The sequence below is a fragment of the Halomonas sp. KO116 genome (assembly GCF_000734975.2).
GTDB lineage: Bacteria > Pseudomonadota > Gammaproteobacteria > Pseudomonadales > Halomonadaceae > Vreelandella > Vreelandella glaciei.
On the sequence record NZ_CP011052.1, the window covers coordinates 1,540,084 to 1,557,587 of the forward strand.

The 17,504-nt window shown below is 53.5% G+C and carries 16 protein-coding genes, 3 tRNA genes and 2 pseudogenes; 12 read left to right on the plus strand and 9 right to left on the minus strand.

What is annotated here, in order from left to right; all coding sequences use genetic code 11:
• The first annotated feature begins 2 nt into the window (after positions 1-2).
• The 5 genes from KO116_RS07070 (at position 3) to KO116_RS07090 (ending at position 5,403) form a co-directional block, all read left to right on the plus strand.
• Positions 3-617 carry a flavin reductase family protein gene (locus KO116_RS07070; RefSeq protein WP_035560057.1) on the plus strand — a complete coding sequence of 205 codons (615 nt, stop codon included), beginning with the start codon at positions 3-5 and terminating at the stop codon, positions 615-617.
• A 256-nt stretch (positions 618-873) separates the two neighbouring features.
• Positions 874-2,073 carry an ABC transporter substrate-binding protein gene (locus KO116_RS07075; RefSeq protein WP_045812090.1) on the plus strand — a complete coding sequence of 400 codons (1,200 nt, stop codon included), beginning with the start codon at positions 874-876 and terminating at the stop codon, positions 2,071-2,073.
• A gap of 59 nt (positions 2,074-2,132) precedes the next feature.
• On the plus strand, positions 2,133-4,229 hold the full coding sequence (locus tag KO116_RS07080; RefSeq protein WP_035560060.1) for a methyl-accepting chemotaxis protein: 2,097 nt from the start codon (positions 2,133-2,135) through the stop codon (positions 4,227-4,229).
• Positions 4,230-4,345: 116 nt separating this feature from the next.
• Positions 4,346-4,915, plus strand: coding sequence for a DJ-1/PfpI family protein (locus KO116_RS07085; RefSeq protein WP_035560063.1), 570 nt, complete (start codon positions 4,346-4,348; stop codon positions 4,913-4,915).
• A gap of 125 nt (positions 4,916-5,040) precedes the next feature.
• Positions 5,041-5,403 (plus strand): ribbon-helix-helix domain-containing protein, encoded by a 363-nt coding sequence (locus KO116_RS07090; RefSeq protein ID WP_035560066.1) that lies wholly within the window; start codon positions 5,041-5,043, stop codon positions 5,401-5,403.
• Positions 5,404-5,445: 42 nt separating this feature from the next.
• Here the strand turns inward: KO116_RS07090 and KO116_RS07095 are convergent, their stop codons facing one another.
• Entirely contained in the window at positions 5,446-6,213 is a 768-nt protein-coding gene (locus KO116_RS07095; protein ID WP_035560069.1) for a DUF1499 domain-containing protein, read from the minus strand.
• Between the two features lie 94 nt (positions 6,214-6,307).
• On the opposite strand from KO116_RS07095, the gene KO116_RS07100 reads away from it, so the two are divergent.
• Positions 6,308-6,655 (plus strand): hypothetical protein, encoded by a 348-nt coding sequence (locus tag KO116_RS07100; RefSeq protein WP_035560072.1) that lies wholly within the window; start codon positions 6,308-6,310, stop codon positions 6,653-6,655.
• Here KO116_RS07100 and KO116_RS07105 read toward each other — a convergent pair.
• Both KO116_RS07105 and KO116_RS07110 read right to left on the minus strand, forming a co-directional pair.
• The gene (locus tag KO116_RS07105; protein WP_008957358.1) at positions 6,652-6,885 is read right to left on the minus strand and encodes a DUF3820 family protein; all 234 of its coding nucleotides are present in this window, start codon (positions 6,883-6,885) and stop codon (positions 6,652-6,654) included. The genes KO116_RS07100 and KO116_RS07105 overlap by 4 nt on opposite strands.
• A gap of 29 nt (positions 6,886-6,914) precedes the next feature.
• Positions 6,915-7,799 carry a LysR family transcriptional regulator gene (locus tag KO116_RS07110; protein ID WP_035560076.1) on the minus strand — a complete coding sequence of 295 codons (885 nt, stop codon included), beginning with the start codon at positions 7,797-7,799 and terminating at the stop codon, positions 6,915-6,917.
• A 133-nt stretch (positions 7,800-7,932) separates the two neighbouring features.
• Here KO116_RS07110 and KO116_RS07115 point away from each other — a divergent pair, with 133 nt between their 5' ends.
• Positions 7,933-8,358 (plus strand): VOC family protein, encoded by a 426-nt coding sequence (locus KO116_RS07115; RefSeq protein WP_035560079.1) that lies wholly within the window; start codon positions 7,933-7,935, stop codon positions 8,356-8,358.
• 20 nt (positions 8,359-8,378) lie between these two features.
• Here KO116_RS07115 and KO116_RS07120 read toward each other — a convergent pair.
• A pseudogene (locus tag KO116_RS07120) lies at positions 8,379-9,273 on the minus strand (AraC family transcriptional regulator N-terminal domain-containing protein).
• 220 nt (positions 9,274-9,493) lie between these two features.
• Between KO116_RS07120 and KO116_RS07125 the strand changes: the two are divergent.
• Positions 9,494-10,551 (plus strand): annotated as a pseudogene (locus tag KO116_RS07125) (NAD(P)-dependent alcohol dehydrogenase).
• Between the two features lie 101 nt (positions 10,552-10,652).
• Here KO116_RS07125 and lnt read toward each other — a convergent pair.
• The 5 genes from lnt to miaB all read right to left on the minus strand — a co-directional run bounded on the left by lnt (position 10,653) and on the right by miaB (position 16,269).
• Positions 10,653-12,134 carry an apolipoprotein N-acyltransferase gene (gene lnt / locus KO116_RS07130; RefSeq protein ID WP_035560082.1) on the minus strand — a complete coding sequence of 494 codons (1,482 nt, stop codon included), beginning with the start codon at positions 12,132-12,134 and terminating at the stop codon, positions 10,653-10,655.
• 63 nt (positions 12,135-12,197) lie between these two features.
• Positions 12,198-13,097: an HlyC/CorC family transporter gene (locus tag KO116_RS07135; protein WP_035560085.1), complete on the minus strand. Its 900-nt coding sequence runs from the start codon at positions 13,095-13,097 to the stop codon at positions 12,198-12,200.
• Between the two features lie 148 nt (positions 13,098-13,245).
• Entirely contained in the window at positions 13,246-13,752 is a 507-nt protein-coding gene (gene ybeY / locus KO116_RS07140; protein WP_035560089.1) for an rRNA maturation RNase YbeY, read from the minus strand.
• Positions 13,749-14,828: a PhoH family protein gene (locus KO116_RS07145; protein ID WP_035560092.1), complete on the minus strand. Its 1,080-nt coding sequence runs from the start codon at positions 14,826-14,828 to the stop codon at positions 13,749-13,751. The genes ybeY and KO116_RS07145 overlap by 4 nt, the downstream gene beginning before the upstream one ends.
• 97 nt (positions 14,829-14,925) lie before the next feature.
• Positions 14,926-16,269: a tRNA (N6-isopentenyl adenosine(37)-C2)-methylthiotransferase MiaB gene (gene miaB / locus KO116_RS07150; protein WP_035560095.1), complete on the minus strand. Its 1,344-nt coding sequence runs from the start codon at positions 16,267-16,269 to the stop codon at positions 14,926-14,928.
• Between the two features lie 181 nt (positions 16,270-16,450).
• Between miaB and KO116_RS07155 the strand changes: the two genes are divergently transcribed.
• The 4 genes from KO116_RS07155 (at position 16,451) to KO116_RS07170 (ending at position 17,410) form a co-directional block, all read left to right on the plus strand.
• Positions 16,451-16,526 (plus strand) — tRNA-Asn (locus tag KO116_RS07155).
• Between the two features lie 58 nt (positions 16,527-16,584).
• Positions 16,585-16,660 (plus strand) — tRNA-Asn (locus KO116_RS07160).
• 67 nt (positions 16,661-16,727) lie between these two features.
• A tRNA-Asn gene (locus KO116_RS07165) sits at positions 16,728-16,803 on the plus strand.
• Positions 16,804-17,044: 241 nt separating this feature from the next.
• Positions 17,045-17,410 (plus strand): metalloregulator ArsR/SmtB family transcription factor, encoded by a 366-nt coding sequence (locus KO116_RS07170; protein WP_035560098.1) that lies wholly within the window; start codon positions 17,045-17,047, stop codon positions 17,408-17,410.
• The last annotated feature ends 94 nt before the right edge of the window (positions 17,411-17,504 follow it).

A 17,504-nucleotide genomic window follows, 5' to 3' on the forward strand; every position in this document is an offset into this window, starting at 1 on the left:
AAATGAGCGATTACCTATTAGATGAATCCCTCTTAAGCCCCGGTGTCATTTATCGTTTGTTATCCGGTGCTGTGTGCCCACGGCCTATTGCCTGGGTATCTACCCAGGATAAGCATGGAAATGCTAATTTAGCGCCGTTTTCTTTCTTCAACGTTGCGAGTGTAAACCCACCCGTGCTGGCGTTTTCGCCACTGCTTAATGGCAGCGGTGAGCTGAAAGACACGGTGCGTAACCTAAATGAAGTCGCAGAATGTGTTGTACATGTGGGGAGCGAAGCGTTGATTGAAGCGCTTAACACCACCAGTGCCAGCTTGCCGCCAGGAGAGGATGAGTTTACCCTGGCCGGGCTTGAAAAAGCTGATATGCCGGGCGTTAGCGTTCCGCGGATTGCCAACGCCCCCGTCGCGTTTGGTTGCAAACTCTACGATATGATTCGATTTGGCGACCAACCGTTGGCCGGCACATTAGTGCTGGCGCAAGTGGTCTCTATTCATATCGATGACACTCTTTGGGACGGCCGCCATATTGATATGGATAAGCTCAAACCCGTGGGTCGCCTAGCGGGCAGCGATTACATCCGAATCAGTGACCGCTTTGCTATTGAGCGCCCCGATTAGAAGTGTTTAGCCTGTTTAAGGTGATGATTAGTAATACTAATTTTGATTTCATGACCAATAATTGCCAAGTCGTTACAGTTGGCCAACAATAATTACTCAGTAATTAACGATAATTAATCTTTAGTCGTATATTCTCCTGCCGATAGTAAGGGGTAACGGATCGGTAATGTAAAAATCAGGCCATGGTTCCCATTGTCTGTTTTCAACATGCCATTTATCGGGTGGAGAAGTGATCTAGCGAGTAAGGAGCAGATCAATGCGACGATTGGGAACGCTATTGTTACAAAAAGGGGTGTTAAAAACTCCGCTATTAAAAGTATCTTTATTCGCCGGGCTATTGGTGTCACCGCTGGCCCAGGCGGAGCTTACTTTTGGTATTGTCGCTCCTTCCAGCGGTGGTGCAGCGCCACTTGGGCTGGGCATGCAAAAAGGGATAGAGACCTACTTTGCCGAGGTGAACGCGGCGGGTGGTGTTAATGGTGAAACGCTGGCGTTGCTTGCGCGGGATGATCAGTACAAACCGCTGCAAGCTGCCAGCAATACCCGAGAGCTTATTCAAGAAGATGAAGTGCTGGCTGCGATTGGCAACGTCGGCACTCCGACGGCTACCGTTACCATTCCCATTTATAACGAATATAAGACCCTTCTTTACGGGGCGTTTACTGGTGCAGGGGTGTTGCGCCGGTCACCGCCTGACCGCTATGTGATCAATTACCGAGCTAGCTACGTACAAGAAACCGCCGCAATGGTGGACGGGCTCTTGGAAGCAGGTATTTTACCCGAAGAAATTGCCTTCTTTACCCAAAACGATAGCTTTGGTGATGCAGGATACAACGGCGCCACAAAAGCATTAACCGATCATGGAGTGAATAATATTGCAGCGCTGGCCCATGGCCGCTTTACTCGTGGTACCCGTAATATTCACCAGGGTTTAGCGACCATTCTGGAAGCACCGGTGACACCCCGTGCCGTTATCATTGTCGGTACCTATGGCCCCGCTGCTGATTTCATTCGTGAAGCGAAAAATGACCTCCCTGACGCGGTGTTTCTGAACGTCTCCTTTGTGGGCAGCCAAGCGCTAATGGATGAACTTGGCGATCTGGCAGAAGGTGTCATTATTACTCAGGTAGTACCGCCGCTAAATGCCGACCTGCCTGCCGTTGAGTCCTATCGGCAAGCGCTGGCAACCCATGCGCGCGGTAGCGAACCAGACTTTATTTCCCTCGAAGGTTACCTCGCCGCGAAGCTGTTTGTTGAGGGTGTTAAGGCTGCAGGCTCAAACCCGGACCGTGAAGCTATCGTGGATGGCTTGCTCGGCCTGGGAGATATCGACATAGGCTTAGAAGAGCCATTGAGCCTGGGGCCTAATGACCATCAAGCCAGCGACGCGGTGTGGCCAACCATTATCACAAACGGCCGTTTCGAGTCGGTGGAGTGGGCGAGCCTGTTGCCATAACGGTTACGTTACTAAAGCTGATGTTACCTGTAAGACCCTGACACAAGTGAAAACAGATAATGAAAAAAACGTTAAGTATTAGAGCCATGCTGATCAGCCTGTTTTTAGCGGCAGTGCTGGGCGCCGTGGTGCTCGCGGCAACAGGTTGGACCACTAACCAGCGGTTAATCGACTCGCAGCGCTATATAACCGGTGAAGTTTTACCCCTTCAGGGTGCCAGCCGGGACATGGTGCTAACGATGGGGGCGTTTGGTCAACGTCACGCGGATTTACTGGCCGCAGAAAATGCCACCAGCCTAGATGACGTCACCACACAAACCGCATTAGATGAACGCTTTCGCGATGCACGAGGGGAACTTAGTGGTGTTGATCAATCTGAAGGTTTGAGTGAACTGGACAGTCATTATCAGGCGTTGCTAGACGGTGATACTTCGCTGGAAGCGGTGCGCCGAGAAGAGCTGAGCTTACAAACTCAGATGGCCGAGCGCATTGGTGCTATGCAAACGCTGATTAGGCAGGTGATGCTAAGTGCCGAAGATATGGCCGGGCGCACGGCACTGGCCCAAGTGCGTAGTGACCGGGAGCAACGCGAGTTAATGGAAGCCTGGCGTGAAGATGGCATGACCACGCTGCCTACCCAGTTGCTTGACAATATGTTTACCGCACAAGCGGATATTGGACGCTTAAGCGGTAACGCACGCATGGCGTTAGCGCAGTTGTCTGACTTAGGTCGCCAGATGATGCAATTGACCAGCGCCGATGCGCTGGTCAATTTGCGTCACAATGAAATTGCCCAGCAGGTTGGGCTAGCTAGGCAATCATTGGCAGCGATCGCAGATGCACCCAGCACCGAAGTAGAGCAGCGCGAACTCATCAATGACTTAGATAATGTCATTGTGGAGCTGGATGGGTTGATGGTATCCGATGACAACGCTGTGTATGAGCTTCGCTTGCAACAACTCGCGTTACACGCGCAAGTGCAAGCGGCGCTGGAGAATGTTGCCCAAGCCATGAATCAGATGCGTGGGGCGCTGACCGATGTTGAAGCCTACACCGTGGAGCAAGCGGACAGTGCCGCTACTCAGGCAGAGGCGCTAGCCAATGCGGGCCGTTCGTTACTGATTATAGTGACCCTGGTCGTGATTGTATTACTGGCGATCTTTGGCTGGCGCACTCTGGTTCGCGTACTGGGACCACTCGTGGCAATGCGTCGACAAATGGAAGATATCAGCGGTGCAGCTGGAGAGGGTGCCGACCTTTCAATGCGACTTGAGCTAAAGCGTAATGATGAAGTTGGCCAGACCGCTCAAGCATTTAACAACATGATGGATACCTTTGAAGGTATGGTGGCGCAAATTCGTCAAAGCGCCGAAGCTATTGCAACCAGCAGTCGTCAAATTGCTGCCGGGAATGAAAACCTCTCCCAGCGCACCGACCAGCAAGCGGCCTCGTTAGCTGAAACGGCCTCAAGTCTTGAGGAAATCACCGCGACCGTGAAGCAAACGGCTGAATACGCTGATCAGGCCAAAGATGCCAGCGGTAATGTTGACCAGCGCGCCCGCGCCGCTGGCGATGTTTCAACGCGCACGACGGCAGCAATGGGAGATATCCGCGAGGCTAGTGAAAAAATCACCTCCATCATTAAAGCGATCGACGATATTGCCTTTCAGACCAATTTGCTCGCGCTAAACGCCTCCGTTGAAGCCGCCCGGGCAGGCGAGCAGGGGCGTGGATTTGCAGTGGTGGCGCAAGAAGTGCGCAAACTCGCCGGACGCAGCGCCGAAGAAGCGGCCCAAATTCGTCATTTGGTCGACGACAGTGTCGCCAAGGTGAGCGAGGGCGAGCAGCTTGTAAGCGCCTCAAGCAAACACCTGCAGGAAATCATAGATAGCCTGGGTGAGGTGACGCGCTATGTTACTGAGATTGCAGGGGCGACCCATGAGCAATCCGCCGGTATTGATCAGATCAATCAGGCGATTTCGCAGTTGGATCAAGTGACACACCAGAATGCGCAGTTGGTGCAAGAAGCGACCACCGCCAGCCATACGCTGGATGATCGTGCCGGGGATATGCATGCACTGGTAGGGCGCTTCCGTGTCAGCGACACGGCAGGACAGCGACATCTAGCTCTTCCACAGAAGGAAGAAATTATCTAGTAGTAAGCAATTACTACCTGTTGTCGTAAAGCGCTTGCTAGTCTCATTTAACACGCCCCGCGTGTGCTCACATACTCGATCGATAACCATAAGAGATAGATAAGAGGAGCACTGAGATGAGCAGCAAGCGCATTTTAATGATCACCGGCGACTTCACTGAAGATTATGAAACCATGGTGCCATTCCAGGCACTGATGGCAGTTGGCCACCGTGTTGATGCTATCTGCCCTGGGAAAGCCTCGGGTGACACCGTGGCGACCGCGATTCATGACTTCGAAGGTGATCAAACCTATTCCGAAAAGCCCGGCCATCGCTTTGCATTGAATGCCGATTTCGCCAGCACTAATCCCGCTGATTACGATGCCTTGGTAGTTCCTGGCGGCCGCGCACCTGAATATCTTCGCTTGAACAAAGAGGTGCTAACCATGGTTCAGCACTTTTTTGAGACCAACAAACCCGTGGCTGCGATTTGTCACGGTGCTCAACTACTCGCCGCTGCAAAAGTGCTGGAAGGAAAGCAGTGCTCCGCTTACCCGGCCTGTCAGCCGGAAGTAGAGCTTGCGGGTGGTCACTTTGCCGACCTGGAAGTGACCGATGCAGTCACCGATGGCAACTTGGTTACCGCTCCCGCATGGCCTGCCCACCCGGCCTGGCTTGCGCAGTTTATGGCGCTACTGAATAAGTGAGCTTGACCGCGATAACCCAACTACATTTGCGCCCAGCTCCCGCTGGGCGCTCTGATTTGCTGTGCCAATAATTGCCGCTATGCTAATAATTCGAGTGGATGCGAATACGCCGAGAGACAATACCCATGTGTAAACTCTTTATTCAAGCCGACCCTGAATTGTGGCGAAGTGCAACTCACTCCCTGCGTATCGATGGCATGGTCACCAGTGTGCGAATGGAAAATTACTTCTGGCACATTCTCGAAGAGATCGCCCAGCGCGATGGTATGAACACGGCTCAGATGATTACCCGGCTGTATCACGAATCTATCGATGCAGGGCACGATTTGGGTAACTTCACCTCGTTTTTACGCGTTTGCGCCCTGCGTTACCAAGCGCTTCAATTGAGTGGCGATATTCCAGTTCAGCATCAAGTACCCATCGCCACCCTGGACGCGGAGCAAATTTTAGCGCGTGAAGCTGGCAACAGGCAGGACTCCTTACATTAAAAACGGCGGCTGAGAAGGGGGGCTGGGAAGGAAGTAGAGCCGTTATTCGAGCCGTGCTTCCAGCGCACTTAAAAATTCTTCAATACGCGCTGCATTGGTGCCCACATCGCTTGCGCCCAGGCGTGACGCTGAGCGCATATCGACCTGTACACCCTGGTCCAGCTCGGTTAAGCGAATAACCATGTCATCCTCAAAGCCAAACCAGCGCGTGGTTGCGGTGGCCTCTATGTGATTGTCGGTAATTCGGGCGATGCGCCAGCCAGACTCTTCCGCCGCTGCTTGGGCAGCTGCCAGTACGGTTTGCGGAGATTCAGCTACGATTATCGGCTTGATGTGAGGATAGGCTGCTCGCTGTTGCAGGGCGGTTGCCTCACCAGGGTAATCGACCGCGTTAGGTGCAGCACGCCTTGCGTTGGCTAAAGCTTCAAAAGCAGGTGGGTTCTGGGTATCGGTGGTGATGTCGTGAATGGCCGGTACCTCTTGGGCACGTTGCCAGTGCTGCCAAGGCACAAAAAGCAGCGCCGCCGCAGCGATAATGACCATTGAGGCCATCAAGGCTGATGTGAAGCGACGAGCCAGCATGCTCAGCAGCAGCGTAATGATGCTGACTGCCACTGCACCACCAGCGGCATAAACGCCGTTACGTAGTAAGTTAAACGCCTCGCCCAGGCTGATAAGTTCGCCCCGATAAGCCGGCCCTGCGCCCGCCATCATCAGTGCCGCCGCTACAAGCAGCAGAATGGCTAAACCTGCCAGTATGCCTGGCCAGCGGCCACCGCGTGGGTGTGACGCCTTCAGTTGCGTTGCCATGTTCCCTCCTTGTCACATCGTATTCAGCTATTCTTAGCACAAATACAACGCCAATTGGCAATCTGAACGTTTAAAACCTGACAATAGGATGTACATGACCGATCACGTAACCGCTTTACGCCAGTTGCTTCTCAGCGTACCGCAAGAAGCGCTGCCAATGACCTACCAGCAGGTGGCCACCGAGCTGGGGCTGACGCCGCCGCGCACCATTGGGCAAGTTACCCAAGCGCTTGAGCAGTTAATGCGTGAAGACGCCGCGCAACAAACACCTTTTATCGCCGCCTTAGTAATCAGCCGCCGGGGCGATGGGTTACCCGCTACGGGCTTTTTTGAGTTAGCTGTCGCTTTAGGCCGTTTTCCCAAAGACTCGACCCTCCACGAGTTGGCTTACCGGGCTGAGTTTCAGCGCGCCTTAAACGAGCTCGATGATTACCAGCGTTAAGTTTCGCCGCGCTGGCTAGGCTTTTTACGCAGCGGGTCGAGCAGCGGGCCAAGCCCGTTGTGATCGATTTCGTGCATCAAATGCAGCAGTTGACCAATCTCGCCAGAAGGAAACCCTTCCCGAGCAAACCAGTTTAAATAGGGGCCGGGGAGGTCGGCGATCAGGCGGCCCTCATACTTGCCAAAGGGCATGGTACGGGTGACTAGCTTTTCCAGATCCTCTGGTTTCATGCGTTAACTCCTGTGGCCTTAAATGGGGGCTAAACACAATTACCAGGTTGTTGTGCCGTTTCGCCAATCAAATGAGCAAGCGCTCGGGCGGGTTCGCTCAAATGACCACTGGTAGGATGAATTAGCCCTATATCACGATGAAAGGTACGCTCGCCTAAATCAATCGCACGCACGCCGGCTGGCCAGCGTGAGTGGGCGATGGCCTCGGGCACCAGGGCCACGCCTACCCCCTTGGCGACCAGCTTAATGATCGCTTCCAGTTCGTCGACTTCGCATACCTCGCGCACATTGCAGTGGTTATCACGTAGAAAGCGCTCCACCTGCCTGCCCCCAAAGGAGGCACGGTCGTAGCGGATAAACGGCTGGTTGGAGAGCAGTTCCCGCCACTGGTCGCCGTTGATATGCGGTGGCAAGATTAACCGAAAAGGCTCGTGAGCTAGGGGTGTCCAGCGCAAATCACTGTGTAGCGAAAAGGGCGGGCGAATAATCACTGCCATATCCAGTTCGCCAGCGTCGACCTGATTTACCAGTTCCATGGAAAGCCCCGGTACCACGCGGGTACAGCAATCGTGATAAGCGTGATGAAAGCGCGCGAGCGCATCAGGCAGTAGCGAGCGCTGGATGGAGGCGATGGCGCCGATATTGATCCGTTGTGTGGCTGGCTGGCCTGACATGGACACGCCCAGCGTGCTATACAGCGTCAGCAGGGCGTGGGCTTGCTTTAACGTCTCTTGCCCTCGTTGGGTCAATATGGCGGCACGCCCTTTGCGTTCAAACAGGGCAATGCCTAGTTCTCCCTCAAGGCGTTTCATCTGCGCACTGACCGCTGCTTGAGTCAGGCCAATTTTGTTACCTGCCGCGGCAAAGGTGCCTTCCTGTGCTACCGCAATCAGCGTTTTCAGCTCGCGGATCATTGATAAATCCTTTTTGTGAATCAGCCAAATAGTTATTGATTTTATTTTCCCATGCGTCGCCCTAGGATGAATACAGCGTGGCAGCATAAAGTGCCATTCAACCCCTTAAAAGCCTAATAAGCTGGAGATGACAATGAGCCTTTCACCTTTCCATTTGGCTATTCCTGTTGACGATGTAGCACTGGCACGGGCGTTTTATAATGATGTGTTCGGCTTGGAAGAGGGGCGTTCCAGCGAGCAGTGGGTCGACTTTAACTTCTTCGGCCATCAGTTAGTGATTCATGAACAACCCAAAACGCCCGGCCAAGAGAGTGCCCACACTAACCCGGTAGACGGACACAACGTTCCGGTGCCGCACTTTGGTGTGATTTTAGAGTGGGATGAGTGGGAAGCCCTAGCCGAGCGTCTGAAAGCGCGCGATACCCAATTTGTGATCGAGCCCTATGTTCGCTTTAAAGGTGAAGTGGGTGAGCAGGCCACCATGTTCTTGCTTGACCCATGCGGAAACGCCCTAGAGTTCAAGGCGTTTAAAGATATGAGTCAGGTGTTTGCCAAATAATTACTGCATTAGCCCTCGTTTTAAGCGCGTAACGCCTGCTCTTGACGGCGATGCTGAAGCGGGGGCTCGCCAAAGTAGCGCTTATAGTCGCGGCTAAACTGAGGCACGCTGCGGTAACCCACCGCCGCAGCGGCCTGATTAACGTTGTGATTATTCTGCAGCAGTAACTGCTGTGCTTTGATTAGGCGAAGCCGTTTCAAATACTGGGCCGGGGACGAGCGAGTAATCTGCTTGAAGTGCTGGTGAAACGTCGACGCACTCATATTGACCTGTGCAGCCAACTGTTCAACGCTAAAGTCTTGGGCAACGTTAGCATGGAGTTTGGAAAGCACCTGCACAATGCGTGAATAATTACCGTGCCCTAGGACCAGTGCCCTCAATGCTTGGCTTTGCTCTCCCTTTAGCGCCTCAAATACCACATCACGGATCCGTGCGGTGCCCATTGTGTTGCACTCTACCGCTTCATTTAGCGTGCGTGCCAAGCGCAAAACGGCGTCTTGCATGCCCTCTGTCATGGCCACTGAAGCCATTGGTAAGGGTGCCTGGTCGTGATGCCCGGCGTTACCCATGGCGGTGACCATCTCGCTTAACAGTGCCGGATCAAGGCGTACCGATATACCCAGCAACGGAGCTTCCGGTGAACCGTAGGTTTCACACTCAAAGGGCAGTGGTAGCGTTTGGACTAAATAGTGACCGGGATCGTAATAGATTTCGCGATCACCCAGATAACCCATTTTTCTTCCCTGGGCAATGATAGTCAGGCTTGGCTCATACAGAAGCGGGGTCCGTACCTGATGGCGGCTTAAACAGAGTAATGACACGCCCCGGCAGAGGGGTGTCACTGATACCGTCACGCTTGATGAGAGGGGCGATAACAGCAGCCAGCGCATTGCCAGCCTGAGCGGTTGAGGCCATGATGGTTCTCTCTGGTTTCTGGTGGCTTTTGTACAATCATATCTATTTTTGGCTATTTTTTGTTATTTTATTACGTGCCGTCGGAGTAATTGGCAAAAATGGCGTAGCTTCGTTCATCGCTATCATTACTGAATAGGCCAATACTATTGGCATGCCTCGCACGCGAGGGATATGTCTGCTGATGTATAAGGCAGTCTTTTGATGATGAGGAGTTCTACCGATGAGCCAAGCATTATCCTATGCGGCATTTGCTAACGATAAGCCCTTAGCGCCGTTTTCGTTTGATCGTCGCCAGCCGCGTCCCGATGACGTTGCCATCGAAATTCTTTACTGCGGCGTTTGCCACAGTGACCTGCACTTTGCACGTAACGATTGGGGCATGAGTCAGTACCCCGTCGTGCCCGGCCATGAAATTGTCGGACGCGTGACCTCTGTCGGCGATAAAGTATCGCGCTTTAAAGCCGGTGACCTGGTGGGTGTCGGTTGTATGGTCGACTCATGCCGTATCTGTGCTGCCTGCAAAGACGGCGTAGAGCATGCCTGGAAGGCTTCACCATGACCTATGGTAGCGAAGACCGCCAAGACGGCACCATAACCCAGGGTGGCTACTCCGACTCCATCGTAGTGAGTGAGCACTTTGTACTGCAGATGCCTGATGGTATCGATCTAGCCTCAGCAGCGCCGATTCTTTGTGCCGGTGTGACGACCTATTCACCGCTCAAGCATCATGGCGTCGGTAAAGGCCATAAAGTTGGTGTGATTGGCATGGGTGGCTTAGGCCATATGGGCGTTAAACTGGCTAAGGCGTTGGGTGCGGAAGTCACCGTATTCACCCGCTCAGATGCCAAGGTTGAAGAAGCTAAGCGCAACGGGGCTGACTACGTGGTGGTTTCCAGCGACCAGGCGCAGATGGATGCGGTGGCTGAAACCTTCGACTTTATGCTCGACACCGTACCCGTACAGCATGACCTTAACCCTTACCTGAAGTCGCTGAAGTACGACGGTACGCACATTATTGTCGGTTTGCTTGAACCTATTGAGCCAGCCATTGAAGCCTTTAACTTGGTCTTCAAACGTCGTGTGGTTGCCGGTTCGCTGATTGGTAGCATTGCAGAGACCGAAGAGCTGCTCAAGCTGTGTGCTGACCAAGGCATTACCTGTGATATCGAGATGTTGGATATCAACAACATCAACGAAGGCTTTGAGCGCATGGAAAAAGGCGATGTACGCTATCGCTTTGTGATTGATATGGCGACGTTGAAAAACAGCGCTGCCTAATCTATTGGCATTTACTTGCCCATAGCGCTAGCTTGAACAAACGAAATGGCCCGCGTTCTACAAAGGACGCGGGCCATTTTGCTACGGGCGAGTACTATGTATCAGCTTTTTACGTCACGTTTGCTGCGCGTGGCAACGACGCCGGGTAAAAGCAACAAGCCTGCTAGCAGCCAAGCGGGCCAACTGCCTGTGCGGGTAAACGGTGTCAAACCTTCCATGGCGTAGAATTCACCGGTTATCAGAGTCGTTTCGAACTGCGGTGCGCGCTCAACGATATGGCCTTTGGGGTCGATAATCGCCGTAATACCGTTGCTGGTGGCGCGGACCACATAGCGACCATTCTCTAGCGCTCGCAGTCGGGCCATCTGCAAATGCTGATGGGGGCCAATCGAGGCGCCAAACCAAGTGTCGTTGGAGACCGTCATGATCACACCGCTGTCTTGCGCGCGGCGGGCAACTAACTGCGGGTAGATAATCTCATAGCAGATCGCATTGCCAATATTAATCCCGGCGGCCTGCATCGGTGTTTGCTCATGCTCACCTTTGGTAAAGGTCGACATAGGCAGATCAAAAAAATCAATCGCCCCGCGGAGTACACTCTCCAGCGGCAGGTACTCACCAAAAGGCACCAAGTGCTCTTTCTGGTAGCTGCCCTCTACATTGCCTACGCCAATGACGCTATTGAAATAGCGCTCTTGGTCGTCGCGCTGAACGATGCCGGTGAGCAGGGCGACATCGGGCGGTAGGTTAGATTGCACTCGTTCCAGCACTGGGCGGGCCTGGGTTTCCATCATCGGCAGAGCGGTTTCAGGCCAGATAATCAGGTCAACGTCATCGCCAACTTCGCGAGTTAGTTCGCTGTAGGTGTTAGCGGCTTCCCTTTGCCCTTCAGGGGTCCACTTCAATAGCTGCGGCAGATTACCTTGTAACAGGGCGACACGGGTGGGCTCATCTACTGGCGTGGTCCACTGCTGAGGCAATGCCAACGGGACTAGCCAAATAGCTGCCAGTGGTGCGAGTGCCCACCATTGACGACGCAGCAGTAGTTCAGCACCAAGCGCACCGCTAAGTGCTACTAATAGAGAAAGCAGATAGACGCCACCAACGGGTGCCCAGGCGGCTAGTGGCGAATCGACATAGCCAGAGCCCAGCAGCAGCCAGGGAAAGCCGGTAAACAGGTAGGTACGTAGCACCTCGCCCAACACCCAGGCACCGGCAAAGCTGATAAACGCTAGCCGGGCGGAGGTGAAACGGCGGTAGAGCCAGAAGGTCCCGGCAAAAAACAGCGCCAAAATCGTCACGAACAGCGCGGTTAGGAAAACGGCCAGTGGTACACCGGTATAGCCATAGTCGTGAATAGAGACATACACCCAGGAGGTGCCGCTGGCGAACAGTGCCACACCGTATAACCAGCCTTTTAGTGCCGCTTGGGCGGGAGTTAAGGCGTGCAGGCCCACATAAAGTAAACCAATGGCCACCGGGCCAAGCCACCACAGTTCAAACGGTGAGGCCGTAAGGGTGGTGAATCCACCAGCAACCAGGGCAGCAAGCAGCTGTAACATAAACGCGGGGGGGAAACCCATAGCGATAACCTATCTACGGTAAGGTGCAAGAAAGTGGGTAGAGAACAGCGTGACAACCAACACCTAGTCGGGTTTGTTCTCCTGGTCATCATCCTCTTCGTCATCACGACGCGTGTCGCGGTAGGCTTCGAGTAGACGAATGCGCCGAGTGTCGGCATTGAGAATCACAAACCGCCAGCCGCCTAGAATGGTGTGTTCACCGCGCCGGGGTAGATGGCCAAACTGCTGCATCACCAAGCCACCAACGGTATCGAACTCATCGTCAGAGAACTCGGTGTCAAAGCGTTCGTTGAAGTCTTCGATAGGCGTCAGCGCACGAATGGCGTAGCGGCCATTCTCTATTTCGCGGATATCGTCCTCTTCATCGGTATCGTGCTCATCTTCGATGTCGCCGACGATTTGCTCAAGAATGTCTTCGATGGTGATAATGCCCGCGGTGCCGCCATATTCATCAACCACCACCGCCATATGATTGTGGGTATCTCGAAACTCTTTGAGCAGGCTGTTAAGGCGTTTGGATTCCGGGATAAACATCGCCGGGCGCAAGATATCATCTAGCTTGAACGCATCGCGTTGGGCCTGGGTCTGGGAGAGCAGGGGGAGTAAATCTTTTACCAGCAGAATGCCTTTTATGTCATCCAGGTTTTCTCCAATCACCGGGTAGCGGGAGTGGCCGGTTTCTTGGATCAGCGGAAGGTAGCCGTCGCTGGTTTGATCCAGGGCGATGGCTGAGACCTGGGAGCGGGGTATCAGCACTTCGCGTACTTGCTGATCGCTGATTTCAAGCGCGCCTTCGATAATCATGATGGCGTCTTGATCCAGCTTCAATTTCCCTGCGGTATGGCGTAAAAACGTCATCAGCTCATCCCGTGAGCTGGGTTCGTCGTTGTCTCCGGAAAGGGCGCCAAAGAGTTTCTCGAGCCAGGATTTTTGACTAGGGTTGCTCGATCGGTCTTCGCTCATGCGTCAATTCTCTCGTTTGCTGGCAGTCAGTTGCTAGGTGTTAGCTACATCGTCAGGTAGCCGTTTTATCACTGAAGCGGGGGATAGTACCAGATTCATTGTTACGTGAATTAACGCAACCACCATCGAATAATCAAGACGTACGCTTTTAGGCTTCATCACCATCAGGCGCTTGGAGGCTATCGGAGTAGGGATCGGGAATATTCAGCTCTGCCAATAGCTCGCGTTCGAACTGCTCCATCTCCTCAGCTTCCTCATCGTTAATATGATCGTAGCCCATTAAATGCAAGATGCCATGCACGACCATATGAGCATAGTGATGCTCAAGCGGTTTACGCTGCTCGCGAGCTTCCTGAGCCACTACGGCGTGACAAATCACGAGATCACCCAGTAGCGGTAATTCGACCCCGGGCGGGCTCTCAAAGGGAAACGACAGCACGTTAGTGGTTTTGTCTTTGCCCCGGTAGTCGCGGTTAAGCGTCTGACTTTCTCTCTCATCCACGAAGCGGATAGTCACTTCCCGACGCTGGTCCTCGGGGTGGTGCGCAAAAACACAGCCCACCCAGTGGGTGAGCTGTGTCAGAGAGGGGAGCAGGGGTTCGTTGATCGCTGCCTGACGATCAATTATTAGCTCATCAGTCGTAGGCTCGTTCATCGCGAGCTATCCCAGGAGCCTTCTCGCGTTTGCATGCGGGCATCACGTTCTTGCTGGCGCACTTCACGGCGGGCACGCTCTTCCACTTCTTGCTGAGACTCGAACATGTCGTAGGCTTCGATAATGCGCTGAACCAACGGGTGGCGAACCACATCCTTGGCGGCAAAGTGAGTAACGCCAATGCCTGGGGTGTCTTTCAATACGTCGAGCACCTGAATCAGCCCTGAACGCTGCCCCTTGGGTAAATCGACCTGGGTCACATCGCCGGTAATGACGGCGGTAGAACCAAAACCAATTCGGGTCAGGAACATTTTCATCTGTTCTGGCGTCGTGTTTTGGCTCTCATCCAGAATGATATAGGAATTATTAAGCGTGCGGCCACGCATGTAGGCCAGCGGGGCAATCTCAATTACCTGTCGTTCAATTAGTTTCGCCACTTGCTCAAAACCGATCATCTCGTACAGAGCGTCATAAAGAGGGCGCAAGTAGGGGTCAATTTTTTGGGCCAGGTCGCCAGGTAGAAAGCCAAGTTTCTCACCCGCTTCGACGGCAGGCCGCACAAGCAGAATGCGGCGTACTTCCTGTTGGTTGAGCGCTTCAACCGCCGCAGCGACCGCTAGATAGGTTTTGCCTGTGCCCGCAGGACCAACACCAAAATTGATATCGTGTTCGCGGATACTGGACACATAGCGCTGCTGATTAAGGCCGCGTGGTTTGATCATGGTGCGTGGCGTGCGCATGATCACTTCGTCGCTGCTGGCGCTACCATCTTCTTCATCTTCTATTGCTTCAAGCCCAGATTCCTGTAGGAACAGGTGGACGGTATCGGCTTCAAGTTCGCTGGATGCCGTTTCGCGGTAGAGATGTTCCAGTACGTTTGCCGCTGCTTTAATGCGATTGGCGGGGCCCGCCAATTGGAACACATTGCCTCGGTTGCGCAGCGTCACGTCCAGGCGGCTTTCAATCAGCTTCAAATGCTCGTCCTGCTGGCCGCAAAGGCTAGCAAGGCGCTGCGGATCATTGGGTTCAAGGCTTAAGGTGATGATGCGATTGGCCTGAGGTGTTGGCTGGCTCAAGAGTGGGGAACCCCTCGTTAGTGTGTGTATCGTTCAGCTTACTGCCCCGCCTGAAGCGGGGCAATGACCTGTGTTAATGGCGGTGCTAAGTGAACGTTTAATAGCGCTCGGGTGAGGCCAGTTCGCCGCGCAGCGAATTGGGGAAGGCCTCGGTGATCTCCACATCGACAAAGTAGCCGATTAGCTCGGTGGGGTTGGCGGCACGGAAGTTCACCACGCGGTTGTTCTCGGTACGCCCTGAGAGTTGGCCGGGGTCACGGGGCGAAAAGCCGTTAACCAGTACACGCTGCGTACTACCCACCATGCGGCGGCTAATTTGCGCAGTTTGCTGAATGATCCGCTCCTGCAGAATTGCCAAACGCTGCTTTTTCACGCTTTCCGGTGTTTCATCCGGCAGGCCAGAAGCAGGTGTGCCGGGGCGTGCGGAGTAAACGAAGCTGAACGAGTGGTCGAAGCCAATCTGGTGAATCAGGTTCATCGTCGCTTCAAAATCTTCTTCCGTTTCGCCGGGGAAACCGATAATGAAGTCTGAAGAGAAGCTGATATCCGGGCGGTTGGCGCGGATACGCTCCATCTTTTCAATGTACTCCGCCGCCGTATGACCACGCTTCATAGCGTTAAGAATACGGTCTGAACCCGACTGTACCGGCAGGTGTAGGTGGCTCACCAGCTCGGGGATATCCGCAAAGGCGTCCACGAGGCTGTCGGTAAACTCAACCGGGTGCGAGGTGGTGAAGCGGACGCGATCGATCCCGTCTACTGCCGCCACACAGGCAATCAGCTCGGCCAGGTCGATCTCGTCGCCAAGCTGATTCTCACCGCGATAGGCATTCACGTTCTGGCCCAGCAGATTTATCTCACGCACGCCCTGATCGGAAAGGTGGATGACTTCATCCATAACCGCTTCAAAGGGACGTGAAACTTCTTCACCACGAGTGTAAGGCACCACGCAGAAGGTGCAGTACTTGGAGCAGCCTTCCATGATCGACACGAATGCGGTGGCGCCATCGGAGGAAGGTTTGGGCAGATGGTCGAACTTTTCGATCTCAGGAAAGGTGACATCCACGGCGGCAATTTGGTTATTACTGCGGGCATCCAGCATTGAGGGGACGCGGTGCAGGGTTTGCGGCCCAAATACCATGTCCACATGCGGTGCGCGCTTGCGAATGGCTTCGCCTTCTTGGCTGGCCACGCAGCCACCCACGCCAATCACCAAATTGGGGTTGGCATCTTTAAGTTTTTTCCAGCGGCCCAGCTGATGAAAAACTTTCTCCTGCGCTTTCTCGCGAATCGAGCAGGTGTTTAACAGAATGACATCGGCTTCACGCTCATTATCAGTGAGTTCGAGCTGGTGAGATTCGCCGAGTAGATCCGCCATACGGGAGGAGTCGTACTCGTTCATTTGGCAGCCGTGCGTTTTGATGAAGAGCTTCTTCGCCATCGGTACCTGTCATCTATGAGTCGTCAAGGGACGAGGATGAATGGAGTGTCGGATAGTGGGCCATGCCACTTTTGGATATCCCCATTATACGGGCACAAGAAACCTGGGGCTAGCATTCGGCCATAATCGATACTTGACCACCACATTTCAATGGGTATACTACGCACCGTGTTTGAGCAGTTCCTCGATAGCTCAGTTGGTAGAGCAAATGACTGTTAATCATTGGGTCGCAGGTTCGAGTCCTGCTCGAGGAGCCAATCTTTGCTACCGCTTTAAGGCGAAGGGCTCTGCTTAAAACACGACAACTTATGATGTTCCTCGATAGCTCAGTTGGTAGAGCAAATGACTGTTAATCATTGGGTCGCAGGTTCGAGTCCTGCTCGAGGAGCCAAGTTGTAGTAACGGTAGTATCTTTTTAACTGCCTTTTTACGGTGTACCGTTTTGGGTAGTGCATGATTCCTCGATAGCTCAGTTGGTAGAGCAAATGACTGTTAATCATTGGGTCGCAGGTTCGAGTCCTGCTCGAGGAGCCAATTAATTCCCCCCCCCCTTCTTATTTGCTTTTCATTTGCGCCCAGTTTTCTCTGCGTTGACTGAAAGCGTTCATTTCTAGTGTTTCCTTTTCTCCTTTGCTATATCCACTGCCAGCTAATGCCTAGGCGGTTTTGTCGTGTCTGACGTTGTGAGCTGGTTCGCCATTAGAAGTATCGGTGCTTACCGTCAACCGATTTAGTGACGTAAACTACGTTGATAATCCATTAGTTTAGGAAATTTATGGTGGGCAACGTTACTGCGCCCCAGGCGCTGCAAGTATTTAAGTGTTTAAGCGATGAAACGCGTTTAATGCTAGTGCTGCTAATTGCTCAAGAGCAGGAGCTGTGCGTGTGTGAAATGACCCATGCGCTGCAGGAGTCACAGCCCAAAGTGTCACGGCACTTGGCTCAGTTACGTCAATGTGGGTTGCTTAGCGATCAGCGCGAGGGGCAGTGGGTCTATTACCGCCTTGCCTCTCAATTACCTGCCTGGACCCACGATATTGTTCAGGCGGGCACCCAAGGCAGCGCTGTGCAATTAGCGGCACTCACGCAGCGCTTAACGCGAATGGGTGATCGGCCTGCCCGCCGAGCGGCGCTGTGTTAACGCGATGCAGAGGCAGGCTGGGTGATAAAACAGGCAGGCGATTAAAAAATAGATTAAAAAATAGCGCAATGAAAATGCCGACCCTTATAAAGGA

Bases quoted from the DNA above. Each gene is read 5' to 3' on its own strand.
- KO116_RS07115 (WP_035560079.1), top strand. From the start codon at position 7,933: ATGAGCCTTTCACCTTTCCATTTGGCTATTCCTGTTGACGATGTAGCA.
- ybeY (WP_035560089.1), bottom strand. From the start codon at position 13,752: ATGAACGAGCCTACGACTGATGAGCTAATAATTGATCGTCAGGCAGCG.
- KO116_RS07110 (WP_035560076.1), bottom strand. From the start codon at position 7,799: ATGATCCGCGAGCTGAAAACGCTGATTGCGGTAGCACAGGAAGGCACC.
- KO116_RS07095 (WP_035560069.1), bottom strand. From the start codon at position 6,213: ATGGCAACGCAACTGAAGGCGTCACACCCACGCGGTGGCCGCTGGCCA.
- KO116_RS07170 (WP_035560098.1), top strand. From the start codon at position 17,045: ATGGTGGGCAACGTTACTGCGCCCCAGGCGCTGCAAGTATTTAAGTGT.
- KO116_RS07135 (WP_035560085.1), bottom strand. From the start codon at position 13,097: ATGAGCGAAGACCGATCGAGCAACCCTAGTCAAAAATCCTGGCTCGAG.
- KO116_RS07085 (WP_035560063.1), top strand. From the start codon at position 4,346: ATGAGCAGCAAGCGCATTTTAATGATCACCGGCGACTTCACTGAAGAT.
- lnt (WP_035560082.1), bottom strand. From the start codon at position 12,134: ATGGGTTTCCCCCCCGCGTTTATGTTACAGCTGCTTGCTGCCCTGGTT.
- KO116_RS07090 (WP_035560066.1), top strand. From the start codon at position 5,041: ATGTGTAAACTCTTTATTCAAGCCGACCCTGAATTGTGGCGAAGTGCA.
- KO116_RS07100 (WP_035560072.1), top strand. From the start codon at position 6,308: ATGACCGATCACGTAACCGCTTTACGCCAGTTGCTTCTCAGCGTACCG.
- KO116_RS07105 (WP_008957358.1), bottom strand. From the start codon at position 6,885: ATGAAACCAGAGGATCTGGAAAAGCTAGTCACCCGTACCATGCCCTTT.
- KO116_RS07080 (WP_035560060.1), top strand. From the start codon at position 2,133: ATGAAAAAAACGTTAAGTATTAGAGCCATGCTGATCAGCCTGTTTTTA.
- KO116_RS07075 (WP_045812090.1), top strand. From the start codon at position 874: ATGCGACGATTGGGAACGCTATTGTTACAAAAAGGGGTGTTAAAAACT.
- KO116_RS07070 (WP_035560057.1), top strand. From the start codon at position 3: ATGAGCGATTACCTATTAGATGAATCCCTCTTAAGCCCCGGTGTCATT.
- miaB (WP_035560095.1), bottom strand. From the start codon at position 16,269: ATGGCGAAGAAGCTCTTCATCAAAACGCACGGCTGCCAAATGAACGAG.